Annotated in this window: 20 protein-coding genes; 19 read left to right on the forward strand and 1 reads right to left on the reverse strand. The window is 62.3% G+C overall.

Annotated features, from left to right (window positions below; translation table 11 throughout):
- The first annotated feature begins 180 nt into the window (after positions 1 to 180).
- From ACWAT4_RS08400 to scpA, 5 genes are all read left to right on the forward strand, one after another.
- Positions 181 to 1,710 (forward strand): acyl-CoA carboxylase subunit beta, encoded by a 1,530-nt coding sequence (locus tag ACWAT4_RS08400; RefSeq protein WP_449730325.1) that lies wholly within the window; start codon positions 181 to 183, stop codon positions 1,708 to 1,710.
- A 2-nt stretch (positions 1,711 to 1,712) separates the two neighbouring features.
- Positions 1,713 to 3,728 (forward strand): acetyl-CoA carboxylase biotin carboxylase subunit, encoded by a 2,016-nt coding sequence (locus tag ACWAT4_RS08405; RefSeq protein ID WP_449730326.1) that lies wholly within the window; start codon positions 1,713 to 1,715, stop codon positions 3,726 to 3,728.
- A gap of 56 nt (positions 3,729 to 3,784) precedes the next feature.
- The gene (locus ACWAT4_RS08410) at positions 3,785 to 4,894 is read left to right on the forward strand and encodes a CaiB/BaiF CoA transferase family protein (protein WP_449730327.1); all 1,110 of its coding nucleotides are present in this window, start codon (positions 3,785 to 3,787) and stop codon (positions 4,892 to 4,894) included.
- 77 nt (positions 4,895 to 4,971) lie between these two features.
- A complete protein-coding gene (locus ACWAT4_RS08415) occupies positions 4,972 to 6,837 on the forward strand; it encodes a methylmalonyl-CoA mutase family protein (protein WP_449730328.1) in 1,866 nt (621 codons plus the stop codon).
- Positions 6,834 to 8,990, forward strand: coding sequence for a methylmalonyl-CoA mutase (gene scpA, locus ACWAT4_RS08420; protein ID WP_449730329.1), 2,157 nt, complete (start codon positions 6,834 to 6,836; stop codon positions 8,988 to 8,990). The genes ACWAT4_RS08415 and scpA overlap by 4 nt, the downstream gene beginning before the upstream one ends.
- A gap of 376 nt (positions 8,991 to 9,366) precedes the next feature.
- Here the strand turns inward: scpA and ACWAT4_RS08425 are convergent, their stop codons facing one another.
- Positions 9,367 to 10,908, reverse strand: coding sequence for an acyl-CoA synthetase (locus ACWAT4_RS08425; RefSeq protein ID WP_449730330.1), 1,542 nt, complete (start codon positions 10,906 to 10,908; stop codon positions 9,367 to 9,369).
- A 277-nt stretch (positions 10,909 to 11,185) separates the two neighbouring features.
- Between ACWAT4_RS08425 and ACWAT4_RS08430 the strand changes: the two genes are divergently transcribed.
- From ACWAT4_RS08430 to ACWAT4_RS08495, 14 genes are all read left to right on the forward strand, one after another.
- Entirely contained in the window at positions 11,186 to 11,860 is a 675-nt protein-coding gene (locus ACWAT4_RS08430) for a TetR/AcrR family transcriptional regulator (RefSeq protein ID WP_212428573.1), read from the forward strand.
- A gap of 681 nt (positions 11,861 to 12,541) precedes the next feature.
- A complete protein-coding gene (locus tag ACWAT4_RS08435) occupies positions 12,542 to 13,693 on the forward strand; it encodes an acyl-CoA dehydrogenase family protein (RefSeq protein WP_449730331.1) in 1,152 nt (383 codons plus the stop codon).
- Between the two features lie 25 nt (positions 13,694 to 13,718).
- Positions 13,719 to 14,894: an acetyl-CoA C-acyltransferase gene (locus ACWAT4_RS08440; protein ID WP_449730332.1), complete on the forward strand. Its 1,176-nt coding sequence runs from the start codon at positions 13,719 to 13,721 to the stop codon at positions 14,892 to 14,894.
- A gap of 23 nt (positions 14,895 to 14,917) precedes the next feature.
- On the forward strand, positions 14,918 to 15,679 hold the full coding sequence (locus ACWAT4_RS08445) for an SDR family NAD(P)-dependent oxidoreductase (protein ID WP_449730333.1): 762 nt from the start codon (positions 14,918 to 14,920) through the stop codon (positions 15,677 to 15,679).
- The gene (locus ACWAT4_RS08450) at positions 15,676 to 16,854 is read left to right on the forward strand and encodes an acyl-CoA dehydrogenase family protein (protein ID WP_449730334.1); all 1,179 of its coding nucleotides are present in this window, start codon (positions 15,676 to 15,678) and stop codon (positions 16,852 to 16,854) included. Before ACWAT4_RS08445 ends, ACWAT4_RS08450 begins: the two co-directional genes overlap by 4 nt.
- 83 nt (positions 16,855 to 16,937) lie before the next feature.
- Positions 16,938 to 17,918 carry a phosphotransferase family protein gene (locus ACWAT4_RS08455; protein WP_449731184.1) on the forward strand — a complete coding sequence of 327 codons (981 nt, stop codon included), beginning with the start codon at positions 16,938 to 16,940 and terminating at the stop codon, positions 17,916 to 17,918.
- The gene (locus tag ACWAT4_RS08460; RefSeq protein WP_212428579.1) at positions 17,915 to 18,688 is read left to right on the forward strand and encodes an enoyl-CoA hydratase/isomerase family protein; all 774 of its coding nucleotides are present in this window, start codon (positions 17,915 to 17,917) and stop codon (positions 18,686 to 18,688) included. Before ACWAT4_RS08455 ends, ACWAT4_RS08460 begins: the two co-directional genes overlap by 4 nt.
- Positions 18,689 to 18,701: 13 nt before the next feature.
- Positions 18,702 to 19,865 (forward strand): acetyl-CoA C-acetyltransferase, encoded by a 1,164-nt coding sequence (locus ACWAT4_RS08465; RefSeq protein ID WP_212428583.1) that lies wholly within the window; start codon positions 18,702 to 18,704, stop codon positions 19,863 to 19,865.
- On the forward strand, positions 19,862 to 20,857 hold the full coding sequence (locus tag ACWAT4_RS08470; RefSeq protein ID WP_449730335.1) for an NAD(P)H-dependent flavin oxidoreductase: 996 nt from the start codon (positions 19,862 to 19,864) through the stop codon (positions 20,855 to 20,857). Before ACWAT4_RS08465 ends, ACWAT4_RS08470 begins: the two co-directional genes overlap by 4 nt.
- A gap of 57 nt (positions 20,858 to 20,914) precedes the next feature.
- Entirely contained in the window at positions 20,915 to 21,694 is a 780-nt protein-coding gene (locus tag ACWAT4_RS08475; RefSeq protein WP_449730336.1) for an ABC transporter ATP-binding protein, read from the forward strand.
- A complete protein-coding gene (locus ACWAT4_RS08480; protein ID WP_449730337.1) occupies positions 21,691 to 22,404 on the forward strand; it encodes an ABC transporter ATP-binding protein in 714 nt (237 codons plus the stop codon). The genes ACWAT4_RS08475 and ACWAT4_RS08480 overlap by 4 nt, the downstream gene beginning before the upstream one ends.
- 221 nt (positions 22,405 to 22,625) lie before the next feature.
- Positions 22,626 to 23,504, forward strand: coding sequence for a branched-chain amino acid ABC transporter permease (locus tag ACWAT4_RS08485; protein ID WP_212298423.1), 879 nt, complete (start codon positions 22,626 to 22,628; stop codon positions 23,502 to 23,504).
- 2 nt (positions 23,505 to 23,506) lie between these two features.
- Positions 23,507 to 24,526 carry a branched-chain amino acid ABC transporter permease gene (locus ACWAT4_RS08490; RefSeq protein WP_212427129.1) on the forward strand — a complete coding sequence of 340 codons (1,020 nt, stop codon included), beginning with the start codon at positions 23,507 to 23,509 and terminating at the stop codon, positions 24,524 to 24,526.
- A 22-nt stretch (positions 24,527 to 24,548) separates the two neighbouring features.
- Entirely contained in the window at positions 24,549 to 25,760 is a 1,212-nt protein-coding gene (locus ACWAT4_RS08495; protein ID WP_449730338.1) for an ABC transporter substrate-binding protein, read from the forward strand.
- The last annotated feature ends 201 nt before the right edge of the window (positions 25,761 to 25,961 follow it).

A 25,961-nucleotide genomic window follows, 5' to 3' on the forward strand; every position in this document is an offset into this window, starting at 1 on the left:
GAAGATTGTGGCCGCTGCGGACTCATCCCGCCGGGGCTGCCGACTTGCGAGACTTTGGGAAAATGATCGCAGAGCCCGCGGTTCGCGCCCGGGATCAGAGCGACGCTACACCCTCTCCCTAGAGAGAGCTCTTTTTTTGGTTCGGAGCAAGTCGAACCTGACTGTGAGGACTACGCTGCTGTGACGACATTGGCTAAACTCGAAGGCAGACGTGCCGGCGCCAGGCTCGGCGGCGGGGGGAAGCGCATCGAGGCGCAGCACGCCCGCGGCAAGCTGACCGCGCGCGAGCGCATCGAGCTCCTGCTCGACAAGGGATCGTTCGAGGAGTTCGACATGTTCGTCGAGCACCGCTCCACCGAGTTCGGCATGGAGAAGAACAAGGTGCCGGGCGATGGCGTCGTGACCGGCTGGGGCACCGTCAACGGCCGCAAGACCTTTGTGTTCGCCAAGGACTTCACGGTGTTCGGCGGCTCGCTCTCGGAAACGCACGCCCTGAAAATTACAAAACTCCAGGACATGGCGATGAAGGCGCGGGCGCCCATCATCGGTCTCTATGATGCGGGCGGCGCCCGCATCCAGGAGGGCGTGGCAGCACTCGCCGGCTATTCCTACGTGTTCCGCCGCAACGTGCTTGCCTCCGGCGTGATCCCGCAGATCTCCGTCATCATGGGCCCCTGCGCCGGCGGCGACGTCTATTCGCCCGCGATGACCGACTTCATCTTCATGGTGAAGAACACCAGCTACATGTTCGTCACCGGCCCCGATGTGGTGAAGACCGTCACCAACGAGGTCGTCACGGCGGAAGAGCTCGGCGGCGCCTCGGTACACGCCACGCGCTCCTCGATCGCGGACGGGGCTTTCGAGAACGACGTCGAGACGCTGCTGCAGATGCGTCGCCTGATCGACTTCCTGCCGTCCAACAACACCGACGGCGTGCCGGAATGGCCGAGCTTCGACGACACCGCCCGCATCGACATGTCCTTGGACACGCTGATCCCCGACAATCCGAACAAGCCCTACGACATGAAGGAGCTGATCCTGAAAGTCGTGGACGAGGGCGACTTCTTCGAGATCGCGGAAGCCTTCGCCAAGAACATCGTCACGGGCTTTGGCCGCATCGCCGGCCGCACCGTCGGCTTCGTCGCCAACCAGCCGATGGTGCTGGCGGGCGTGCTCGACAGCGACGCCTCACGGAAAGCCGCGCGTTTCGTCCGCTTCTGCGATGCCTTCAATATCCCCATCGTCACCTTCGTCGACGTGCCGGGCTTCCTGCCCGGCACCGCGCAGGAATATGGCGGTCTCATCAAGCACGGCGCAAAGCTGCTGTTCGCCTACTCGCAGTGTACCGTTCCGCTGGTGACGATCATCACCCGAAAGGCCTATGGCGGCGCCTTTGACGTCATGGCGTCGAAGGAAATCGGCGCCGACATGAACTACGCCTGGCCGACCGCCCAGATCGCGGTGATGGGCGCCAAGGGCGCGGTGGAAATCATCTTCCGCAGCGACATCGGCGACCCCGACAAGATCGCCGCCCGCACCAAGGAATACGAGGACCGCTTCCTGTCGCCGTTCATAGCGGCCGAGCGCGGCTACATCGACGACGTCATCATGCCGCACTCGACGCGCAAGCGGATCGCGCGGGCGCTGGCGATGCTGAAGGACAAGAAGACGGAAATGCCCGCGAAGAAGCACGACAACTTGCCTCTGTGATCATGTTCAAGAAAATCCTGATCGCCAATCGCGGCGAAATCGCCTGCCGGGTCATCAAGACCGCGCGCAAGATGGGAATTCAGACGGTCGCCGTCTATTCCGAGGCCGACCGTGATGCCCTCCATGTCGAGATGGCCGATGAGGCCGTGCTGATCGGCCCGCCGGCAGCGGCCGAGAGCTATCTGCTGATCGAGAAGATCGTCGAGGCCTGCCGCAAGACGGGCGCCGAGGCCGTGCATCCCGGCTATGGCTTCCTGTCCGAGCGCGAGGCGTTTCCGCGGGCGCTGGAAGCCGCCGGCATCGTCTTCATCGGCCCGAACCCGGGCGCGATCGCCGCGATGGGCGACAAGATCGAATCCAAGAAGGCGGCCGCCAAGGCCAAGGTCTCGACCGTGCCGGGTCATCTCGGTGTGATCGAGGACGACAAGCACGCGGTCAAGATCGCCGACGAGATCGGCTACCCCGTGATGATCAAGGCCTCCGCCGGCGGCGGCGGCAAGGGCATGCGCATCGCACATTCCAAGGCCGAGGTCGCCGAGGGCTTCAACCTCGCCAAGGCCGAGGCCAGGGCCTCGTTCGGCGATGACCGCGTCTTCGTCGAAAAGTTCATCGTCGATCCCCGCCACATCGAGATCCAGGTGCTGGGCGACAAGCACGGCAACGTCATCTATCTCGGCGAGCGCGAATGCTCGATCCAGCGCCGCAACCAGAAGGTCATCGAGGAGGCGCCGTCGCCGCTGCTGGACGAGGCCACGCGCCGCAAGATGGGCGAGCAGGCGGTGGCGCTGGCCAAGGCCGTGAACTATGATTCCGCCGGCACCGTCGAGTTCGTCGCAGGCCAGGACAAGAGCTTCTACTTCCTGGAGATGAACACGCGCCTCCAGGTCGAGCACCCCGTCACTGAGCTCGTCACCGGTGTGGACCTCGTCGAGCAGATGATCCGCGTTGCCGCCGGGGAGAAGCTCGGCATCGCGCAGAAGGACGTCACGCTGACCGGCTGGGCCGTGGAGTCGCGTCTCTATGCCGAAGACCCGTTCCGCAACTTCCTGCCCTCGATCGGGCGCCTGGTGAAGTATCGCCCGCCGGCGGAAGCGAGCCATGACGGCATCACGGTGCGTAACGACACCGGCGTGCAGGAGGGCGGCGAGATCTCGATCCATTACGATCCGATGATCGCAAAGCTGGTCACGCACGCGCCGTCGCGGGCGGCCGCGATCGAGGCGCAGGCGACCGCGCTTGACTCGTTTTATGTCGACGGCATCAGGCACAACATCCCGTTCCTGTCGGCCTTGATGCATCATCCGCGCTGGCGCGAGGGCCGGCTCTCGACCGGCTTCATCGCCGAGGAATTCCCCAAGGGCTTTGCGGTACGCGTGCCCGAAGGCGAGGTCGCGCGTCGCGTCGCTGCGGTCGGCGCTGCCATCGATCATGTGTTAGGGGAGCGCAAGCGGCAGATCTCGGGTCAGCTTGGCGGCCGCGTCGTGCAGCGCGAGCGCCGGCGCGCGGTCTGGCTCGACCGCCAGGAAATCTCGCTCGAGGTCGCGCGTGAGGGCGATGCCATTGCGATCCGCTTCGTCGATGCCGACGGCAAGGCCGGCAACGCGCATCTGTTGCAGTCCGCATGGAAGCCGGGCGATCCGGTCTGGCAGGGCACCATTGACGGTCACTTCGTCGCGGTCCAGGCGCGCCCGATCGCCAACGGCATTCGTCTTGCGCATCAGGGCGTCGAGGTGCCGGTCTATGTCTGGACCGAGGCGGAAGCGGCCTCTGCACGGTTGATGCCGGTGACGACGGCCTCCGACACCGGCAAGAAGCTGCTGTGTCCGATGCCCGGTCTCATCGTCTCCATCGCGGTGACCGAAGGCCAGGAGGTCAAGGCCGGCGAGACGCTGGCGGTGGTCGAAGCCATGAAAATGCAGAACGTGCTGCGCGCCGAGCAGGACGGCACCGTGAAGAAGATCCACGCCAGTGCCGGCGCGACGCTCGCGGTCGACGCGCTGATCCTGGAGTTCGGATAGTCGCGTTCACCAGGCGATTAGCCGGCGGTCACAAATTGCCTGATGGGGGATCCAACATGGTAGCTATTTCAGGCTCGAATACGACTGGAGCCAACGGCCCGCTTGCTGGAGTTCGTGTCGTAGAATTCGCAGGCATCGGTCCCGGCCCTTTCGCGTGCATGATGTTGGCAGACATGGGTGCGGAGGTTGTGACGCTCGACCGTGTGGGTGCTCCCCGGAACCTGAAGGGAGTTGCCTCACGGGGGCGCAAGTGGGTCCATGTCGACCTGAAGAATGAAAAAAGCAGGGACGAGATAATCGCGCTTCTCAGTACGGCCGACGTTCTCATCGAAGGTTTCCGTCCGGGTGTGATGGAGCGTGTAGGGCTCGGGCCAGACGTGATTCTTGGCCGCAATCCTCGACTTGTGTACGGACGAATGACCGGTTGGGGCCAGCATGGGCCTCTGGCCAACGCCGCTGGTCACGACATCAACTATATCTCGATCACAGGCGCGCTCGCTGCGATCGGTCCACGCGAAAGGCCGATCCCCCCGCTTAATCTGGTCGGTGATTTCGGTGGAGGCGCGCTCTACCTTGTCGTTGGAGTCCTTGCCGCCGTGATTGAGGCGAAGAAGTCAGGCAAAGGACAAGTGGTTGATGCTGCAATGTGTGACGGAGCAGCCTCGTTGATGACCATGTTTTTCGACATGAAAGCTACGGGGAATTGGGTCGAAGGCCGCGAGAAAAATATGCTGGATGGCGGCGCTCATTTCTACGGTGTCTTCGAATGCGCGTGCGGCAATTTCATCTCGATCGGGTCCATCGAGCCGCAATTCTACGCGATTTTGCGGCAGCAGGCGGCCCTGCATGACGCGGAATTCGACGCTCAAATGGATCCCCGAGCTTGGCCAAAGCTGAAACAAAAGCTTGCCGCAGTTTTCAAGAGCAAGACCCGCGAAGAATGGTGCAAGGTCATGGAAGGCAGCGACGTATGTTTCGCTCCAGTCTTGACGATGACGGAAGCATCGCGACACGAGCACATGGTGTCCCGTGAAGTCTTCCTTACTCGCCACGGTGTCCTCCAGCCTGCTCCTGCGCCGCGGTTCTCAAGAACCCCCTCAATGGCTCGCGAGCCGGAAGAACTGTCGCTTGCAGAGATCCTGGGCTCCTGGAAGGGCGAACGATAGGTCGTTGTTCCGATGGTCAATTGCTGCCGTGGAGATGCGACTTGCAATATGCGCCGATGTGTGAGGAGGGTGAGAACGTGACGCGGGATGACGTGCCGCAGGCTGCTGAGCTTCCCGAGGGGCAGCTTGCGGATTGGCGTAAGCTGGTCGACGGCGTGCTGAAGGGGGCGCCATTCGAGAAGCTGGTCGGCAAGACCTATGACGGCCTGAAGATCGAGCCGCTTTATCAGCGCGCCAAGGATACTGCGCCCGTGGTGGGGCGGCCGCCAGCCGCGCCGTGGCAGATCATGCAGCGGATCGATCATCCCGATGTGGCACTCGCGAATGCGCAGGCGCTGACCGATCTCGAGAATGGCGCAACGGGGCTTGCGTTGGTGTTCGCGGCCGGCAGCGGCGCTCACGGGTTCGGTCTTGAGCCTTCCGCCGATGCGGTCGCGAAGGTATTGAAGGATGTCCATGTCGATGCCGGCATTGCCATCGAGCTGCAGGTCGGCCCGCAATCGCGGATGGCCGCGATCCACGTCGCGGAGTACGTCAAGACGATGGGCATCGATCCGGCGGCTTGCAACATCCGCTTCGGCCTCGATCCGCTCGCGGCCGGCGCGGTGTGGGGCCACAGCCCATACACGTGGGACGAGATCAAGGTCGCCGTGACGAGCGGGATCAAGGGGCTGGCTGGGCTCGGCTTCAAGGGGCCGTTTGCTTCGGCGGATGGACGCGTGATCCATGATGCCGGCGGCTCGGAGGTGCAGGAGCTCGCCTTCGTGCTCGCCTGCGGCGTCGCCTATCTGCGCGCCATCGAAGAAGCCGGCGTTCCGCTCGAGCAGGCGCAGGCCATGGTTTATGCGCGGCTCTCCGCGGACGCCGACCAGTTCCTGACCATGGCGAAATTCCGCGCGCTGCGGCTGCTGTGGGCGCGCATCGAGCAGGCTTGCGGCCTCACGCCCAAGCCGCTGTTCATCGCCGCCGACACCGCCTGGCGCATGCTGACCCAGCGCGACCCCTACGTGAACATGCTGCGCGCCACCATGGCGACATTCGCCGCCGGGCTTGCCGGGGCCAACGCGATCACCGTGCTGCCGCACACGCTGGCGCTCGGATTGCCCGATCGGTTCGCGCGCCGCGTGGCGCGCAACACGCAGCTTCTGCTGCTCGAGGAGAGCAATCTCGCCAAGGTCTCTGATCCCGCGGCCGGCGCGGGCGGCGTCGAGACGCTGACGTCAGAGCTCTGTGACGCTGCCTGGGCACTGTTCCAGGAGACGGAGGAGGCGGGCGGCGCGTTCGCAGCGCTCCAACAGGGATTATTTCAGGGCAAGGTCGCGGCGACGCGCAAGGCGCGTGAGGCCAATATTGCAAGGCGGCGCGACGTGCTGACCGGCTCAAGCGAGTTTCCGAACCTGCACGAGCTCGACGTCGAGGTGCTCGAGGCCAAGCCGATCGCGCTCGCCCCCTACGGCGCGGAGAAGTTCAGGTTCGCTTCCCTTTCGCCGATGCGTCTGGCCGTATCGTTCGAGCAGCTGCGCGATAAATCGGATACGAAGCTGATGGCGGACGGCAACCGGCCAAAGGTGTTTTTGGCCAATCTCGGGACGCCCGTCGATTTCATGGCGCGCGCGACCTTTGCCAAAAGCTTTTTCGAGGCCGGCGGCATTCTGGCCGTCGACAGCGAGGGCTTTGTCGATCCGGCCAAGCTGGCCGACGCCTTCAAGGCGTCCGGCGCGGAGCTCGCCTGCCTTTGTTCCAGCGACAAGGTCTACGCTGGTCAGGCACAAGCTGCGGCGAAGGCCCTGCAAACCGCAAGTGCGCGAGCGGTCTATCTGGCAGGCCGTCCGACCGATGCAGAGGCGGCGCTGCGGGCCGCCGGTGTTACGGGTTTTGTCTTCGCCAGCGGCGATGCGCTTGCCACGCTGGACGATGCGTATCGACGGATGGACGTGACATGACCCGCATTCCCAATTTCGCCGACGTCGCCTTCGAGCGAACCGCAATCGCCGCGCCGTCGGGCAGCGCCGAGCCCTGGCTGACGCCCGAGGGCATTCCGGTGAAGCCCGCTTATGGCGAGGCCGATGTGGCCGGGCTCGATTTCCTCGAGGCCTATCCGGGTATCGCGCCGTTCCTGCGTGGCCCCTACCCGACCATGTATGTCAACCAGCCCTGGACTATCAGGCAATATGCCGGCTTCTCCACGGCGGAGGATTCCAACGCCTTCTATCGTCGCAACCTCGCGGCCGGACAGAAGGGCCTCTCGGTCGCCTTCGACCTCGCCACCCATCGCGGCTATGACAGCGATCATCCGCGCGTCGGCGGTGACGTCGGCATGGCGGGCGTCGCCATCGATTCCATCTACGACATGCGCACGCTGTTTGCTGGCATTCCGCTCGACCAGATGAGCGTGTCCATGACTATGAACGGCGCGGTGCTGCCGATCCTCGCGCTCTACGTTGCGGCCGCCGAGGAACAAGGCGTTCCGCCGGAGAAGCTCTCAGGGACGATTCAGAACGACATCCTGAAAGAGTTCATGGTGCGCAACACCTATATCTATCCGCCTGCGCCCTCGATGCGGATCATCTCGGACATCTTCGCCTACACGTCGCAAAAGATGCCAAAATATAATTCGATCTCGATCTCCGGCTATCACATGCAGGAGGCCGGCGCGACGCAGGATCTCGAGCTTGCCTATACGCTCGCCGACGGCGTCGAATACTTGCGCGCCGGACTTGCTGCGGGTCTCGACGTCGACCGCTTCGCACCGCGGCTGTCGTTCTTCTGGGCGATTGGCATGAACTTCTTCATGGAAGTCGCCAAGCTGCGCGCCGCGCGACTGCTCTGGGCGAAGCTCCTGAAGCCGTTCAATCCAAAAGATCCGCGATCGCTCTCGCTGCGCACGCATTCTCAGACCTCGGGCTGGTCGCTGACCGCGCAGGACGTGTTCAACAACGTGATGCGCACCACCGTCGAGGCGATGGCGGCGACGCAAGGCCACACCCAGTCGCTGCACACCAACGCACTCGACGAGGCGCTGGCGCTGCCGACCGATTTCTCGGCCCGCATTGCCCGCAACACCCAGCTATTCCTGCAGCAGGAGAGCGGCACCACCCGCATCATCGATCCCTGGGGCGGCTCCTACTATGTCGAGCGGCTGACGCGCGACCTCGCCGCGAAGGCGTGGGGCCACATCCAGGAAGTCGAGGAACTCGGCGGCATGGCGAAAGCCATCGAAGCCGGCGTACCCAAGCTGCGCATCGAGGAGGCCTCGGCCAAGACGCAAGCCCGCATCGATGCCGGCAAGCAGGCCGTGATCGGCGTCAACAAGTACAAGCCGACCGACGAGACGCCGATCGACATCCTCAAGGTCGACAACACCAATGTGCGCCGGCTGCAGATCGACAAGCTGACGCGGCTCAAATCCGAGCGCAATCAGAAGGACGTCGACGCCGCGCTCGCCGCGCTGACGCGCTCGGCCGGCGAAGGCAACGGCAATCTGCTCGCGCTCGCGATCGACGCCGCGCGCGCCAAGGCGACCGTTGGCGAAATCTCTGATGCAATGGAGAAAGCGTTCGGCCGCCACCGCGCCGAGATCAAATCCATCACCGGCGTCTACAAGCGGGAGGCGTCCAGCATGGGCAACCAGGTCGAGAAGGTTCAGGCGCTGATCGACGCCTTCGAGGAGGCCGAGGGCCGCCGTCCGCGCATCCTGGTCGCCAAGATCGGCCAGGACGGCCACGACCGCGGCCAGAAGGTGATTGCGTCTGCCTTTGCCGATATCGGCTTCGATGTCGACATCGGACCGCTGTTTGCCACCGCCGACGAGGCGGCGCGACAGGCGGTCGAGAACGACGTCCACATTCTCGGCGTCTCCTCGCTCGCCGCCGCGCATCTCACCGCCGTGCCGGAGCTGAAGGCCGCACTGAAGAAGCAGGGCCGCGAGGACATCATGATCATCGTCGGCGGCGTGGTGCCGCCGCAGGATTACGATGCGCTCTGTGCGGCCGGCGCCGAGGCCATCTTCCCGCCCGGCACGGTGATCGCGGACGCTGCCGAAGAGCTGATCCGCAAGCTGAATGCCCGGCTCGGGCACAGCGAGGCGGCGGCGTAGCCGAGCTTGAAGCATGCCAACTCTTGAATTGATCCGTCACGAAATAGATCGCATGCGCGTTCAGGTTGGGCGCCATCGCCGAGAGATTGCCCGTCTCCAACGTGCTGGAATACGCGTCAACTCGGCGGAGGCAACTGTAAGCAGAATGCTGGCGAAGATCGAAGAATTGTGCCTTCGACGCAATGAATTGGCGAAGGCGAGACCTCATCCCGCGAAGGGAAGAGTCGGTCATCGTAGATGCTGAGACGGAGCGGGTCGGTCCCACCAGTGGTCCTGCCACGACGGATCGTTGGAGAGGCGCCGTCTAGCGGCGCTGACGCAGTCCCTCGCGCGGCCTATCCGTCGCGTGTCGCCTCGGTTGCCCCGGCAGCGGGCGTTAGCCTGTCATCTGCGGCCAATATCGTTTGCGCAACTCCTGCTTCATAAGCTTGCCCGTCTGCGAACGCGGGACTTCATGCACAAAGTCGACTGTGCGGGGTGCCTTGTAGCCGGCAACACGAGCCTTCACGAATGCGATGATCTCTTGCGCCAGGTTATCGCTCCCTCCGAGGCCAGGCATGAGTTGCACTATCGCCTTCACTTGTTCGCCCATTTCTGGATCCGGAACACCGATCACGGCCACGTCTGCGATAGCGGGATGAACGACCAGGACGTTCTCGATCTCTTGAGGGTAGATGTTCACTCCGCCGGAGATGATCATGAACGCCTTGCGGTCAGTCAAGAAAAGATAGCCATCCGCATCGACGTGTCCGATATCACCGACCGTTGTCCAGAAAGCATGCGCAGGATGTTGAGCGGCTCGCGTCTTTTCCGGCTCGTCATGGTAGACGAACGGCAACCTGTCGCGTTCGAAATAGATGACGCCCGTCTGCCCCATCGGAAGTTCATTGCCTTCCTCGTCGCAGATATGGATTGTTCCAAGAACCGTGCGGCCGACAGAGCCGGGCTTTCTCAGCCACTCCTCTGGTCCAATCACGGTCATCCCGTTCATTTCGGTGGCGGAGTAATACTCCCATAGGACTGGCCCCCACCACGTCATCATCTCTCGTTTGACTTCAACCGGACACGGTGCGGCGGCGTGAATGGCGATTTGCAAACTGCTGACGTCATATCGGTTACGGATTGATTCAGGGAGTTTGAGCATCCTGACAAACATGGTTGGAACCCACTGACTATGAGTCACCTTATAGTGTTGGATAGCGGCCAAAGCCGCTTCGGCGTCGAACTTGTCCATGACGAGAGCCGTGCCACCCAGCGCCTGGACGGTCGCGCAGGTTCGGAGCGGCGCGGCATGATACAGGGGGGCGGGAGACAGGTAGATGGTTTTGTCATTGAAGCCGAAGTTCGACGAAAACATCTGCGCCATGGTGTCGCCCGGCTCGGAAACCTGTCGCTCCGGCAACGCATGCTTTACGCCTTTGGGCCTGCCCGTTGTGCCGGAGGAGTAAAGCATGTCGGCGCCACGAGGCTGCGAAGATGGCAAGGTGGTGCGAGCAGCTTTGAGGATCTGCTGGTACGACTCGTAACCTGCCAAGTCCCCTTCGAGGCTGACGCGACGCTTGAGCTGGCCATGTCCGCCAAGTTTCGATGCCGTCTCGGCGCCGCCTCGGCCTACGAACAACGCCGCGGCACCGGAATTGGCGAGCATGTAGTCGACTTCATCCGGGCTCAGCCGATAGTTTATCGGCATCAGGTACAGACCCGAACGCTGAGTGGCCCAGTAGATATCGAAGATCCAGGGGCTGTTGTCGGAGAGGACACCCACGACATCGCCAGGCCGCAGACCCGCGTCAAAGAGCCAGTTCGCAACCCGCCGTGACCGATCCTCGAGTTCGGCATAGGTCACGACCTCGCCGGTTGCCGTCATGATGAGAGCAGGGCGGTCCGGATTTGTAAGCGCATGAATCCCCGGATACATAAGCACTCCCTGGATGTCGCCCTTCCGACGAAGTGGCGGTCTTGGTTTCGAACGAAATCGGCTGGTGAGGTTCGGGATCATCGAATTGATCACCCGTGAGCCGGACCCTCCCTCGCGCCAATGCCTTTTGTCACTGATTTGGTCAGGCGGCTAACGCCCTCCGCGCCTTCCCACCCTTTGATTTGCTTGAAGTTCGAGCTTGTGCAAGAAATGATATTGATGTCACATTACTGATTGTGCGCTGGTGGTCAAGCTGCTGCAATGCTATGGATGGCAAATGCTGGAGACCGATGATTCTGCTTTGGAGCCCTTAGCCCCTGCAACGGCAAAGGGGGCGGCGATGCGTCAGCGGCTGCTCAACGCCTCGGCACGTGTATTCGCACGCAAAGGATACGAGGCCACTCGGGTCGAGGACATCGTCAAGATTGCTCGCACCTCCTATGGCAATTTCTATCGGCACTTTCGAAACAAGGACGAGATCTTGCTGGCCGTATTGCGGCCTTTGGTCGACGAGATCTACGTTGCGAGCAAGCGCCGAATTGGCCGCTCGCTCAAGGCAACCGAGGCGGAGTTCGTTGAGAATACGATCGCCTACCTCAAGATCTACGCTCGACACCGCAAGCTATTGCGCGTGATGCGCGAGGCGGCAGCTCGCGGCGAGAAAGCGACATTTCTGTCTCTCTATGTCACGGAACGTAGTCGCTTCGTAAGGCGCACCTCCACTTGGTTGACGCGCCTTCAAGGATTGGGCGAACTAAGTCGTGAGCTTGATCCAGAGATGGCTGCCGAAGTGCTCGGAGCTACGATGGAGCAAGTTTCCTACATGAAGCTTGATCTCGCCGCGAATGATCCGAGCGAAGCCGAGATTGAGCATATAGGCTCACATTGCGGGAAGATCTGGTATCGGGGCGTGTTCGGCGCGCCCAGCGAAGTTCACGCTGCTCCAAATTAGTGTCCTGCGCTTAACGGCATCTGACGGCAGCACCAAAGGTCACCTCGTTTGGCCGCACTCGGCGTTTCGAAAGTTATGACATCTCGGTCTGGACCGGTGTGACATGAAACGAGCGATGTCGTTTGTTCTGGATTTCGTCGCCTCGAATTATCGTCACAGCCAGGCGAAATAGGCGAGTGCCGTTGTCCGGTCTGCGCTTCTTCCCCGGAAGTTTTTGACGGTAGTAAGTTGGTTGCCTGCCGACTGACAATTGACCCGTGCACGAGAGCAATGCGCGAATAAGGCAACGTAACCGCACAGGGTTGCCGCCTATCGTCATCGATTGATCCGGTCGCTGGGGACGCGGTCGACCATCAAATACGCCCCCGCGAGCTGCTGGCAACGAGGCGCGTTGTGCTTGGCGGGCAGAGGCTGCCAGCAGCGGTCGAGCGCTCATTGCCGGAAAGTGACTTGCGGCAGTAACGCGAAGCCTTGACGGCGGCGACTGCCAGTAATATGACGTCAATATCACTTTTTGGCGCCGGTCCAGAAGCGCGGAAATTCAACAGGGGAGGAGCCGAGCAACTCGGCAAAAGAGCCAATGAAAGCAACGTCTTCATTGCATCGTTCTCTTAATCCCCGCGTCCCTGCGGTCGTTTGCTCTCTTCCCGGCATTGACGAATATACGGTGGGGTCTGCGGCGTGATCCTGAATGAGACGCAAGCTGCTATCCGTGACGAGGTGCGCAAGTTCGCCCAGGAGCGCATTGCCCCTCACGCGCGCGCGTACGAAGAAGCCAAGGGATATCCTTCAGAGCTTTTTGAGGAGCTCGCGAGTCTGGGGCTGATGGGAATGACCGCTCCCGAAGCCGTCGGCGGAGCCGGTGCGGATTACGTATCCTATGCGGCTTCACTCATCGAGATCGCCGCAGCGGACGGCGCGCTCTCTACGATACTGAGCATTCAAAACAGCCTAATCGTATCAGGTCTGTTGAAGGATGGTACGCCGGAGCAGCAAGCGAAATTCCTGCCCTCGCTCATCGGCGGGCAAATGATTGGCGCGTTCGCGCTAACAGAAGCGGAAGCGGGCTCGGATGCATCGGCGTTGAGGACGCGTGCTGTTCGCGCAGACGGTGGGTACAAGCTAAACGGAGCCAAGCAGTTCATTTCGTCGGGGAGAACTGCCGGTCTTGCGATCGTGTTCGCCGTAACCGATCCCGCCGCGGGCAAGCGCGGCATCTCGGCTTTCCTCGTTCGCACCAACAGTCCTGGTTACGGCGTCGAGAGAATCGAACACAAGCTTGGGCAGGCAGCATCCGATACTTGTGCCATTCGATTCGATGACGTTTTCGTCGAAGAGGGAATGCGGCTTGGTTCTGAAGGTGCGGGCTACTCAATCGCACTTTCCAATCTTGAGGCTGGCCGCATCGGTATTGCGGCTCAATGCGTGGGGATGGCGCAGGCCGCTCTCGATGCGGCGGTGAGGTACGCCGGCGAGCGCAAGAGCTTCGGAGCCCCGATCATCTCTCATCAGGCTGTCGGGTTTCGTCTTGCGGATCTTGCTGCAAGGCTTGAGGCCGCTCATCAGCTCGTGTTGCATGCTGCTGCGATGAAGGACGCGGCTCTGCCGTGTCTAAAAGAAGCGTCGATGGCCAAGCTCGTGGCCTCAGAAACAGCCGAGGCAGTGGTCTCCGGTGCGCTGCAGACCTTTGGTGGCTACGGCTACCTGGAAGATTTTGCCATCGCCAAAATCTATCGCGATGTCCGTGTCTGCCAGATCTATGAAGGCACATCGGATATCCAGAGAATGGTTATTGCGCGTGACCTCGCGAAAGCTGCGGCAGCACGTGACTAGCACCGAGATATCCGGAGGCGCCTCCATGTCCGATCCAGTCGTCATCGCGGGCTACGCACGAACGCCCATCGGGTCGTTTCAGGGATCGCTTGCTCGCTTCAAGGCCACCGAGCTAGGCGCTGCAGCGGTAAAGGCGGCGGTCGAACGGGCCGGCGTCGCGACCGAAAAGATAGATCAGGTTCTCATGGGGTGTGTGCTGCCAGCCGCCCTTGGGCAGGCGCCTGCTCGACAAGCCGCGCTCGGGGCGGGCTTGCCGCTGAGTGCTCAGGCAACCACCGTCAATAAAATGTGCGGCTCGGGGATGCAGGCCGCGATCCTGGCTCACGATGCAATTGCAGTGGGATCCGCCGACGTCGTCGTTGCGGGCGGCATGGAAAGCATGACGAACGCTCCGTATGCCCTGCCCAAGCATCGCGGTGGCGCGCGCATCGGGCACGACCGCATCGTCGACACGATGATGATGGATGGATTGGAGGACGCGTACGCTCCTGGCAAGGCAATGGGCGCGTTTGCGGAAGATGCCGCGCGCGAATTTCAATTCAGTCGCAGCGCTCAGGACGAATATGCGCTCCGGTCCCTGGACCGGGCCAAGGTCGCCATTTCAGGCGGAGCATTCGCCGATGAGATCGTGGCACTGCCGCCGGCACCCAAGGCGGGATTGGTGGTTGATACCGATGAGCAGCCCGGAAAGGCCAAGCCGGAGAAGATACCGCTCCTCAAGCCGGCATTTGCTCCTGACGGCACGATCACCCCTGCCAACGCATCGTCGATTTCCGATGGAGCCGCCGCCCTGGTCATGACCCGGCGCAGCGTCGCCGAGCGATTGGGCCTGCCGATTGTCGCGACGATCCGGGCCCATGCTGCCCACGCCCACGCGCCGGCTCTGTTCACAACCGCTCCCGTTCCTGCAATCCAGAAGGTTCTCGCCAAGGCCCGCTGGTCTGCTTCGGACGTTGATCTCTACGAGATCAACGAGGCCTTTGCCGTGGTGGCGATGATCGCTGCACGGGAGCTCGATATTCCGGCCGAGAAGCTCAACGTCAACGGTGGTGCGACCGCCCTCGGCCACCCCATCGGCGCGAGCGGCGCGCGGATTATCGTCACCTTGCTCGCCGCGCTCAAGGCGCGCGGACTCAAGCGCGGCGTGGCCAGCCTCTGTATCGGCGGCGGCGAAGCGACGGCGATGGCCATCGAGATCTGAAATCGGAAAAACAAGGAAGCATCATGCAAATCAACGGAACAGCCGCGATTGTGACCGGCGGTGCGTCTGGCCTCGGTGGCGCGACAGCGGAGCGACTGGGGGTTGCGGGCGCCAAGGTCACCATCCTGGACCTCAATGCTGAGTTGGGCGAGGCGCACGCCAAGAGCATCGGTGGGCACTTCATCAAGGTCGATGTGACTGACGAAGATGGCGTCGAACAGGCTCTGGAGTCAGCAGAGCGCGTGCAAGGTAAGGCGCGCATCCTGGTCAATTGTGCCGGACTCGGACCGCCCGGCAAGGCGATCGGTCGAGACGGCAAGGCGCTGCCGCTGCGAGACTTCGCCAGGACCATCAACATCAATCTGATCGGCAGCTTCAACATGCTCTCGAAGTTTGCCGCCCGCCTCCACACGGCCGAGACTGCCGGTGAGGAGCGGGGCGTCATTATCAACACGGCAAGCGTGGCTGCATTCGATGGCCAGATCGGCCAAGCCGCCTATTCCGCGTCGAAGGGCGGAATCGTCGGCATGACACTGCCTCTCGCTCGCGAATTCGCGCGCTACGGAATCCGTGTGATGACGATCGCGCCGGGCATCTTTCTTACCCCGCTGCTGATGTCGCTTCCCGAAGAAGCGCAGAAGTCGCTCGGCAAGCAGGTTCCATTTCCCAGCCGGCTTGGGCAGCCGTCGGAATTTGCTCAAATGGTCGAGTCGATCGTCGCCAATCCGATGCTGAACGGTGAAACAATCCGTCTCGATGGCGCAATCCGGATGGCACCGAAATGAGCGGGGTGGGCGCCGAGCGTACTCGAGAGATCGCGGATCGCGTCGAGCGCTTCGTTCGGGACGTCGTTGTCCCGTTCGAGCGCGATCCCCGGCGGGATCATCACGATTGCCCAAAGGACGAATTGGTCACGGAGCTGCGCGAGCTGGCACGGGCCGCGGGCGTATTGACGCCACACATTCTGGCCGACGGTTCACACCTCTCGCAGGGGGAAACCGCAATCGTTCTGGCGAAGACCGGCCTATCGCCGCTTGGTCCGCTCGCATGCAACACGGCGGCTCCCGACGAAGGCAACATGTACCTTCTGGGCAAGATCGGCTCGTCGGAGATCAAGGAGCGCTTTCTCAAACCGCTCGTCGAGGGGCGTGCTCGGTCCGCGTTCTTCATGACCGAGCCGGCTGAAGAGGGGGGAGCGGGATCCGATCCCTCGATGATGAAGACGACCTGCCGACCGGACGGCAACCAGTGGGTTGTGAATGGTCGCAAGGCGTTCATCACCGGTGCCCGCGGTGCCAGGGTCGGCATCGTCATGGCAAAGGCCGAAGAGGGCGCCTGCATGTTCCTCGTCGATCTGCCTGATCCTGCAATAACCATCGATCACGTGCCCAATACGATCGATAGTTCGATGCCAGGCGGGCACGCTGTCGTGACTATCCGCAATCTGCGCATTCCAGCCGACCAAATGCTCGGACAACCGGGCGAGGGGTTCAAGTACGCGCAAGTCCGGCTTGCGCCGGCCAGGCTGTCGCATTGCATGCGCTGGCTGGGCGCCTGCATTCGTGCGAACGAGATCGCAACCAACTACGCCAACCGCCGACAGGCGTTCGGCAAGACGCTCATCGATCATGAGGGCGTTGGGTTCATGCTCGCAGACAACCTGATCGACCTCAAACAAGCCGAGTTGATGATCTCCTGGTGCGCGAGCGTCCTCGATACCGGCTCACTCGGAACAAACGAGAGCTCGATGGCCAAAGTCGCGGTGAGCGAGGCGCTCATGCGGGTTGCTGATCGTTGCGTCCAAGTGATGGGCGGATCGGGCGTCACCAACGAAACCATCGTCGAACAAGTGTTCCGTGAGGTTCGTGCATTTCGCATCTATGACGGTCCCACCGAAGTGCACAAATGGTCGCTCGCGAAGAAGATCAAGCGCGACTGGCAGAAGAGGGCGACCCCGTGAGCGCTCCCGATCAATCTGCAAACTCGGGATTGGCGGCGCCCTCTGATGCTCATCGTCTTGACGAGGCTGCCCTGGCGCGCTGGATGGCGGCCAATGTCGATGGGTTTCGAGGGCCTCTCAGCATCTCGAAATTCACGGGGGGCCAGTCGAATCCGACCTACCGCCTTCAATCAGCAGACGGCGTTTATGTCCTGCGGCGGAAACCACCAGGGTCGCTTGTGTCCGGCGCGCACGCAGTCGACCGCGAGGCGCGCGTACAGGGCGCGCTATCGCAAGTTGGCTTTCCGGTAGCGCGCATTTACGGCTATTGCGCCGACACGTCGGTTATCGGCAGCGAATTCTATGTGATGCAGCTCGTCGAGGGACGGATCTTCTGGGATGCAACTTTCCCTGACGTAAGCCGAGGCCAGCGCCCTTCTTATTTCTACGCCATGTGCGACGTCATCGCGCAACTCCACTCCATTGACCCAGCTTCGATCGGCCTGGGCGATTATGGAAAGCCAGGCAGCTACTTCTCGCGGCAGATCAGTCGCTGGTCGCGTCAGTATCAGGAAGACCCGGACGCCGGGCGCGACGCGAACATGGACCGCCTCGTCAAAGAGCTCCCGGAACGAATCCCCCAAAATGAGGAGATCGCGATCGTCCATGGGGACTTTCGCTGCGACAATCTCATCTTTCATCCCCGAGAGCCGCGAGTCATTGCCGTACTCGATTGGGAGCTTTCGACCCTGGGGCATCCCCTTGCCGACTTCGCCTACCACGCGATGATGTATCGCACGCCTCCGCACATTGTTGCTGGTCTTGCCGCAGCCGACCTGGCGGCCCTCAACATTCCGAGCGAGGCGGAATACATCAAGAGGTACTGCCGAGCGACTGGGCGCGAAACGATTCCGGACTGGCACTTCTACGTTGCGTTCAACTTCTTCCGGCTTGCGGCGATCATGCACGGCATCGCCGGGCGCGCGCTGCGCGGTACAGCTTCATCCACACAGGCGATCGAACGCGGCAAGACGTTCCCAGAGCTGGCGGCGCTGGCTGTCCGTGCCCTGGAGAACCTCTCATGACTACTATCGAGTTCTCCTGCGCCGACAACATCGCAACCGTGACCTTGTCGCGTCCCGAGCACGGCAACACGATCGATCCCGCCATGGCTGGCGCTCTCCTGCAGGCCGCCGAACGCTGCGACACCGATGATGATATCCGATGCGTCGTGCTGACCGGGCGAGGCAAGCTCTTTTGCGGGGGCGGGGACGTCAGCGCATTTGCCGCAGCCGGCGCCGACGTATCGGCCTTCCTGGAGGATCTGGCGAACACCCTGCACGCGGCGATCGTGCGGCTCATGTACATGCGTAAACCGCTGATTACTCTTATCAACGGCCCTGCAGCCGGAGCCGGCATGAGCCTCGCCATGATCGGTGACTTTGCGTTGGCGGCGCGTTCAGCGCACTTCTGCGCTGCCTATACCGCCTTAGGCCTCAGCCCGGACGGAGGAATGAGCTGGCTGTTACCACGCGTGGTGGGCCTCAGGCGCGCTCAGGAGATCATCCTGTCCAATCGGCGCGTGCCGAGCGACGAAGCGGAGCGAATTGGTCTCGTTACGCGCATCGTTGATGGCGAGCAGCTGCTTGCTGCCGGCGCTGAAATTGCGGCGAAGCTTGCGGCAGAACCGGTGGCTGCGCTCGGCGCGACACGCCGTCTCTTGCTCGAAAGCTACGAAAGCTCGTTGGAGGCGCAACTCGAGCTGGAGATGTGGAGCATTGCCGAGCTGGGCGGCTCCGAAGACTCACGTCGCCGTGTCGCGGCATTCGCCGCTCGTCGAAACTCAAAAGGATGACAAGGAACAGGCCATGGCAGAAGCATATATCGTCGAAGCAGTGCGGACCGCGGGTGGTAGGCGCAACGGCAAGCTGGCTGGTTGGCATCCCGCCAACATGGCTGCGGAAACACTCAATGCGGTCGTAGATCGTTCGGGAATCGACCCGGCCGCCATCGAGGACGTGATCCTAGGTTGCGTGACGCAGGCCGGCGAGCAGGCGTTCGCCTTCGGACGGAATGCGGTGCTTGCCTCCAAGCTCCCGGGATCCGTTCCGGCCGTGACAATCGATCGTCAATGTGGCAGCTCCCAGCAGGCGGTGCAGTTCGCGGCGCAAGCGGTGATGTCGGGTACGCAGGACGTCGTAATAGCGGCCGGCGCGGAAAGCATGACGCGTGTGCCGATGTTCTCGAACATTTCATTGCACCAGAAGGAAGGCATTGGCACGGGCCCGATCAGCGACCGCATTCAGAAGCGGTTCGGCGTGGAATCCTTCAGCCAGTTCGAGGGCGCCGAAATGATTGCACAGAAGTACGGGTTCGATCGGCTGACATTGGACCGGTTCGCTCTCGAAAGCCATCGGCGCGCCGCAGAGGCAACGAAGGCCGGAGCCTTCAAGAACGAGATCGTTCCGCTGAAGATCGACAGTGGCGAACACGCGGTGGACGAGGGAGTTCGATTCGACGCGTCTCTGGAGTCGATCGGCTCGGTGAAGCTCTTGAAGGAAGGCGGTGTGGTCAGCGCCGCCAATGCAAGCCAAATCTGCGATGGCGCTTCCGCGGCGCTGGTCGTTAGTGAGAAGGCTCTCAAAGAACACGGCCTGAAGCCGATCGCGCGCATTGTCGGTTTTACGGTAACCGCCGGCGATCCCGTCATCATGCTTGAGGAGCCGATCAACGCGACGCGTCGCGCTCTCGCCAAGGCCGGAATGAAGATCGGCGACATCGATCTTTATGAGGTCAACGAAGCTTTCGCACCAGTACCGCTCGCATGGCTTCAGGCGATCGAGGCCGATCCTGCAAAGCTCAATGTCAACGGCGGCGCGATTGCGCTTGGTCATCCACTCGGCGCCTCGGGCACGAAGCTCCTTTCGACTCTGGTCCACGCTCTGAGGGCTCGGGGCAAGCGATATGGCCTTCAGACCATGTGCGAGGGGGGCGGCATCGCCAACGTGACCATCGTTGAGGCGTTGGGATGACATTCCAAACCCGTTTCACGGAGCTTGTCGGTATCAGGCATCCCGTCATGCAAGGCGGCATGATGTGGGTCGGGCGTGCGGAGCTCGCCAGCGCGGTTTCCAATGCCGGCGGGTTGGGTGTCATCACGGCCCTGACCCAGCCGACGCCGGATGATCTGCGGCGGGAGATCGACCGCTGCCGGTCGATGACCGACAGGCCTTTCGGAGTCAACCTAACGATACTGCCCTCGGTGACACCTCCGCCTTACGCCGAGTATCGCAAGGCCATCATCGAAAGCGGGATCAAGGTGGTCGAGACGGCGGGAGCCCGACCACAAGAGCATGTGGATGAGTTCAAGTCCCACGGCATCATCGTCATTCACAAGTGCACTTCGGTCCGGCACGCCATATCCGCCGAGAAGATGGGAGTCGACGTCGTATCGATCGACGGCTTTGAATGTGCCGGCCATCCCGGCGAGGACGACGTACCTGGCCTCGTATTGATCCCCGCTGCGGCAGACAAGATCTCCATTCCGATGCTGGCCAGTGGCGGCTTCGGCGATGGTCGTGGTCTTGCGGCTGCCCTGGCTCTTGGGGCGGACGGAATCAATATGGGCACGCGGTTCTGCGCGACGGTCGAGGCCCCGATACACGCAGCGGTGAAGCAATTTCTGGTTCAGAACGACGAACGGGCAACGAACCTCATCTTTCGCAAGTTTCGCAACACGGGCCGCGTCGCCAAGAACAGCGTGTCCGATAGGGTCGTTGAAATCTCAAGCGTGCCGGAGGCCTCGTTCGACGATGTCCGGCCATTGGTCTCAGGGGCGAGGGGACGCGCTGCGCTCGAGGCCGGTGACCTTGATGCGGGGCTGATCTGGGCCGGGCAAGTGCAGGGGCTCATTCACGATGTACCCACCTGCAAGGACCTGATCGAGCGGATCGTTGCCGATGCCAGAGGCACCATTCATGGGCGGCTCGCTGGATTGTTGAAGCCCGAAGGTCTCCCGGTCTGAAAAGAGAGTGCTGGTCCGCGCCGGCGTTTGGGGAAGTGCATGTATCAAGTGAGGCAAATGAGAGATCAAGGAGCTTTGCTCTCCGTTCGAGGCGTGACGGTTGCCTTTGGCGGCATCGTCGCGCTCAACGGCGTGTCCTTTGACATGCACCAGGGGCAGATCCTCGGATTGATCGGCCCCAACGGCGCCGGCAAGACCACGCTGTTCAACTGCCTCTCCCGCCTCTATCAGCCGTCGTCCGGCGACATCCTGATGGATGGCGCGAGCATTTTGACGCGGCCGCCGCACCGCATCGCCGAGATCGGCATCGGCCGCACCTTCCAGAACGTAGCGCTGTTTCCGAACCTCTCGGTGATGGACAATGTCCGCGTCGGAACCCACGCCCGCACCTCCAGCGACATCATCAGCGACTCGCTGCGCCTTGCCTGGATTCGCCGCAGCGAAAGCAGCGTGAACAAGAAGGTGCACGAGATCCTCGCCTATCTCGACCTCGAGGACGTCGCCCACACCGTCGTGTCCGGCCTGCCCTTCGGCACGCAGAAGCGCGTCGAATTGGCGCGGGCACTGGCGGCCGACCCGAAGATCCTGCTGCTCGACGAGCCCGCCGGCGGCCTCAACCACGAAGAGGTCTACGTGCTCGGCGACCTCATCCGCAAAATCCGCGACGAGCGCCACATGACCGTGCTGCTGGTCGAGCATCACATGGGCCTCGTGATGTCGATCGCCGACCACGTCGTCGCGCTCAATTTCGGCAAGAAGCTCGCCGAAGGCACGCCCGCCCAGGTGCAGGCGGACCCCGACGTCATCAAGGCCTATCTCGGGAGCAAGGACCAATGACGACGCTGCTCAACGTCAAGGACCTGCGCGCCTATTACGGCCAGGTCCAGGCGCTCCATGGCCTGTCCTTCTCGCTCAACGAGGGCTCGTTGACGACGCTGCTCGGGGCCAACGGCGCCGGAAAGACCACGACGCTGCGCGCGATCTGCAACATGGTGCGCTCCACCGGCGGCATCGAGTTCGACGGCAAGCCGCTGAACAACAAATCGACCGAGAGCATCGTGCGGTTCGGCATCGCCCATGTGCCGCAGGGCCGCGGCACCTTCACCACCATGACGGTGGAGGAGAACCTGCAGTTAGGGGCCATCACCCGCAAGGACAATGCCGGCATCGTCTCCGACATCGAGCGCATGTATGCGCATTTCCCGGTGCTGAAGCAGCGGCACACCCAGCAGGCCGGCACGCTCTCCGGCGGCGAGCAGCAGATGCTCGCGGTCGCCCGCGCCTTGATGCTGCGGCCACGGCTGATGCTGCTGGACGAGCCCTCCTTCGGCCTCGCGCCGCTGGTGGTGCGCGACCTGTTCGGCATCCTCGGCAAGATCAACCGCGAGGACAAGGTGTCGATCCTGGTGGTCGAGCAGAACGCCCAGCTCGCGCTCGAGCTCGCCGACCGGGCCTATGTGATCGAGACCGGCCGCATCGTGATGTCCGGCAATGCCAAGGACATCGCGAACAACGAAGAAATCCGCAAATCCTACCTGGGTTACTGAGGGAGCGGATGATGGCAACAATGTATCGGTGCACTCGCTTCACCTCTCCCCGGCGGGGAGAGGTCGGATTGCGCAGCAATCCGGGTGAGGGGCCGCAGCTTCACCGTGACACCGTAACCCCTCACCCGCGCCTTCGGCGCGACCTCTCCCGAACGGAGAGGTGGACCTCCGACGCCGTCGGAGCTCACATCAAATTGGGCAAGTTTTAGGGAGCCGGCACGATGGAGCTGTTCACCAACCAGGTGCTGGCCGGGATTGCCACCGGCGCCATCTACGCCTGCATGGCGCTTGCCGTGGTCATGATCTATCAGGCGATCGACCATCTCAACTTCGCGCAGGGCGAGATGGCGATGTTCTCGACCTTCATCTCCTGGCAGCTGATGCAATGGGGCGTGCCCTATTGGGGCGCCTTCATCATCACGCTGGCGTTCTCCTTCGTCGCCGGCATCGCGATCGAGCGCATCCTGTTCAAGCCGCTCGCGAAGGCACCTGTTCTGACCAACGTCGCCGGCTTCATCGCGCTGTTTGCGATCATCAACTCCTCGGCCGGCCTGATCTGGGACTTCACCATCAAGCAATATCCGACCCCGTTCGGCTCCGCGCCGTTCCTCGGCAGCCAGCTGATCTCGACCCACCAGGCCGGCATGATCGGCGTCACCGTGCTGCTGCTGCTCGGGCTGTATTTCTTCTTCCAGTACACCCGCATCGGCCTTGCCATGCGCGCCGCCGCCTCGGTGCCTGAATCGGCCCGCCTGGTCGGCATCAACACCAGCTGGATGATAGCGCTCGGCTGGGGCATGGCGACCGCGATCGGCGCGATCGCCGGCATGCTGATCGCGCCGGTGGTGTTCCTCGAGCCCAACATGATGGGTGGCGTGCTGATCTACGGCTTCGCCGCGGCCGTGCTCGGCGGCCTGACCAGCCCGTTCGGCGCCGTGGTCGGCGGCTTTCTGGTCGGCATCTTCGAGAACCTCGCCGGCACCTACATTCCCGGCGTCGGCAATGAGCTGAAACTCCCGATCGCGCTCGCGCTGATCATCTCCGTCCTGGTCGTCAAACCCGCTGGTCTGTTCGGCCGGCACATCGTCAAGCGAGTTTGATCATGAGCGCAGCAGAAGAAGTCGTCGCCGAAGGCCACGAGGCGGTCGAAGCCGTTCCGAAGCGGGCCATGACGCTGGGCACGGGCACCTCGGTGGTGGTGCTGTTGCTTCTCATCGCCGTTCCCCTGTTCGCGAAGAATTTCGTGATCTTCCAGCTGACCCAGTTGCTTTATCTGGGCCTCGCGGTGCTGGCGCTGAACATCCTGACCGGCGGCTCGGGGCAGTTCTCGCTCGGCCAGAGCGCGTTCTACGCCATCGGCGCCTACGTCACCGCTGTCATGATGGAGCAGTTCAACGTCCCCTACTTCCTCTGCCTTCCGGTCTCAGCCGTGCTGTGCTTCGGCGCCGGCTTCCTGTTCGGCCAGCCGGCGCTGCGGCTCTCCGGCGTCTACCTCGCGCTCGCGACCTTCGCGCTCGCCACCGCGATGCCGCAACTTCTCAAGCTGAACTTCCTCGAGCACTGGACCGGCGGCGTGCAGGGCCTCGTCGTCACCAAGCCCGATGCGCCGTTCGGCCTGAAGATGTCGCAGGACATGTGGCTGTATTATTTCACGCTCGTCGTCGTGCTCGCGATCTACATCCTCTCGGTGAACTTGCTGCGCTCCCGCTCGGGCCGCGCCTTCATGGCGATCCGCGACAACGAGATCGCGGCCTCCGCCATGGGCATCAACGTCGCGCTCTACAAGACCCTCGCCTTCGGCGTCTCCGCCGCCATCACCGGCGTCGCCGGCGGCCTCAGCGCCATTGCGGTGCAGTTCGTCGCGCCCGACAGCTTCACCATCACGCTCGCGATCCAGCTGTTCCTCGGCATGGTCGTCGGCGGCGTCGGCTGGCTGCCCGGCTCGATCGTCGGCGCCGCCTTCATCATCTTCGTGCCGAACATCGCAGAGGGGATCTCCAAGGGCCTCTCCGGCGCCGTGTTCGGCGTGCTGCTGTTCCTCGTCATCTACCTCGTGCCCCACGGCGCAAGGCAGGTCGTGGTCCAAAGCGAAGCTTGGATCGCCAAAATCAAACAGAAGTGAAACTTAACCAAGGAGACCTCAGATGTTTGGAAGGACTATACGGGCGGCTGCCTTAGCGGCCGCAGTCATCTCGCTCGCCTCGGGCGGCGCGCTTGCGCAGAAGAAATACGATACAGGGGCCACCGACACCGAAATCAAGGTCGGAAATCTCATGCCGTATAGCGGTCCAGGATCCGCCTATGGCGTGATCGGCCAGGTCGAGGCGGCATACTTCAAGATGATCAACGACAAGGGCGGCATCAACGGCCGCAAGGTCAACTTCATCAGCTATGACGACGCGTACTCGCCGCCGAAAGCGGTCGAACAGACCCGCAAGCTGGTGGAGAGTGATGAGGTCCTGCTCATGTTCGATCCGCTGGGCACGGCCAACAATACTGCAATCCAGAAATATCTGACGTCGAAGAAAGTTCCGCAGCTGTTCGTCGCGGCGGGCGCAACGAAGTTCAACGACCCCAAGAACTTTCCCTGGACTACGGGTTGGCAGCCGTCCTACCAGAGCGAGGCGCGGGCCTATGCAAAGTATATTCTCAAGGAAAAACCGAACGCCAAGGTTGCCGTGTTCTTCCAGAATGACGATCTCGGGAAGGATTATCTGAAGGGTCTCAAGGACAAACTCGGCGCGCGGATTATCGCCGAGGAGAGCTACGAGACGACCGAGCCGACGATCGACACTCATATCGTCAAGCTCAAAGCGTCGGGCGCCGATACGCTGGTCAATATCAGCTCCCCCAAATTTGCGGCCCAGGCCATCAAGAAGATCACCGAAATCGACTGGAAGCCGCTGCACATCCTCAGCAACGTTTCCTCTTCCATCGGAAGCGTGATCAAGCCCGCCGGCTTCGAGAACGCGCAAGGTGTTGTTTCCGCCACTTACCTGAAGGATCCGTCGGATCCGCAATGGGACAATGATCCTGGCATGAAGGAGTTTCAGAGCTTCCTCGCCAAGTACTATCCCGAAGGCAACAAGCGGGACATATTGTTGATCACCGGCTACGCGCTTGCCGAGACGCTGGCTCAGACGCTGAAGCAGTGCGGCGACGATCTCACTCGCGAGAACGTCATGAAGCAGGCTGCGAACCTGAAGGACTGGCGGACCGAAGCGCTCTTGCCGGGGATCTACATGAACACCTCGCCGACCGACTTTGCCCCGATCAGTCAACTGCGTCTGATGCGCCTGAGCGGCGAGAAGTGGGAGCTGTTCGGTGACGTGATCAACGGCGACACGGACGATTGATTACTTGACGGAGTATCCCGCGCACGCCTTTCGCACAGCGCCTTTGATTTTGAGGCTTTGTCGACAGGTGTGCGCGGGACGGCCGTAAGCAGTCGCCCGGCAGGAGCTGGGCATCCGGCTCGATATTCGAGCCTGCGCGATCGCCCAAATTTTGCCAATGCTGGGACATTGAACGCAATCTTTGCGTTCGTTCACAATGAT

It is taken from the genome of Bradyrhizobium sp. T-1 (assembly GCF_053592855.1).

What these genes read in the sequence shown, in the direction of transcription:
- ACWAT4_RS08480 (WP_449730337.1), top strand. Translation starts at nt 21,691, where the DNA reads ATGACGACGCTGCTCAACGTCAAGGACCTGCGCGCCTATTACGGCCAG.
- ACWAT4_RS08490 (WP_212427129.1), top strand. Translation starts at nt 23,507, where the DNA reads ATGAGCGCAGCAGAAGAAGTCGTCGCCGAAGGCCACGAGGCGGTCGAA.
- ACWAT4_RS08450 (WP_449730334.1), top strand. Translation starts at nt 15,676, where the DNA reads ATGAGCGGGGTGGGCGCCGAGCGTACTCGAGAGATCGCGGATCGCGTC.
- ACWAT4_RS08475 (WP_449730336.1), top strand. Translation starts at nt 20,915, where the DNA reads ATGAGAGATCAAGGAGCTTTGCTCTCCGTTCGAGGCGTGACGGTTGCC.
- ACWAT4_RS08465 (WP_212428583.1), top strand. Translation starts at nt 18,702, where the DNA reads ATGGCAGAAGCATATATCGTCGAAGCAGTGCGGACCGCGGGTGGTAGG.
- ACWAT4_RS08460 (WP_212428579.1), top strand. Translation starts at nt 17,915, where the DNA reads ATGACTACTATCGAGTTCTCCTGCGCCGACAACATCGCAACCGTGACC.
- ACWAT4_RS08470 (WP_449730335.1), top strand. Translation starts at nt 19,862, where the DNA reads ATGACATTCCAAACCCGTTTCACGGAGCTTGTCGGTATCAGGCATCCC.
- ACWAT4_RS08410 (WP_449730327.1), top strand. Translation starts at nt 3,785, where the DNA reads ATGGTAGCTATTTCAGGCTCGAATACGACTGGAGCCAACGGCCCGCTT.
- ACWAT4_RS08430 (WP_212428573.1), top strand. Translation starts at nt 11,186, where the DNA reads ATGCTGGAGACCGATGATTCTGCTTTGGAGCCCTTAGCCCCTGCAACG.
- ACWAT4_RS08405 (WP_449730326.1), top strand. Translation starts at nt 1,713, where the DNA reads ATGTTCAAGAAAATCCTGATCGCCAATCGCGGCGAAATCGCCTGCCGG.
- ACWAT4_RS08495 (WP_449730338.1), top strand. Translation starts at nt 24,549, where the DNA reads ATGTTTGGAAGGACTATACGGGCGGCTGCCTTAGCGGCCGCAGTCATC.
- ACWAT4_RS08445 (WP_449730333.1), top strand. Translation starts at nt 14,918, where the DNA reads ATGCAAATCAACGGAACAGCCGCGATTGTGACCGGCGGTGCGTCTGGC.
- ACWAT4_RS08440 (WP_449730332.1), top strand. Translation starts at nt 13,719, where the DNA reads ATGTCCGATCCAGTCGTCATCGCGGGCTACGCACGAACGCCCATCGGG.
- ACWAT4_RS08485 (WP_212298423.1), top strand. Translation starts at nt 22,626, where the DNA reads ATGGAGCTGTTCACCAACCAGGTGCTGGCCGGGATTGCCACCGGCGCC.
- ACWAT4_RS08455 (WP_449731184.1), top strand. Translation starts at nt 16,938, where the DNA reads ATGGCGGCCAATGTCGATGGGTTTCGAGGGCCTCTCAGCATCTCGAAA.
- ACWAT4_RS08425 (WP_449730330.1), bottom strand. Translation starts at nt 10,908, where the DNA reads ATGTATCCGGGGATTCATGCGCTTACAAATCCGGACCGCCCTGCTCTC.
- scpA (WP_449730329.1), top strand. Translation starts at nt 6,834, where the DNA reads ATGACCCGCATTCCCAATTTCGCCGACGTCGCCTTCGAGCGAACCGCA.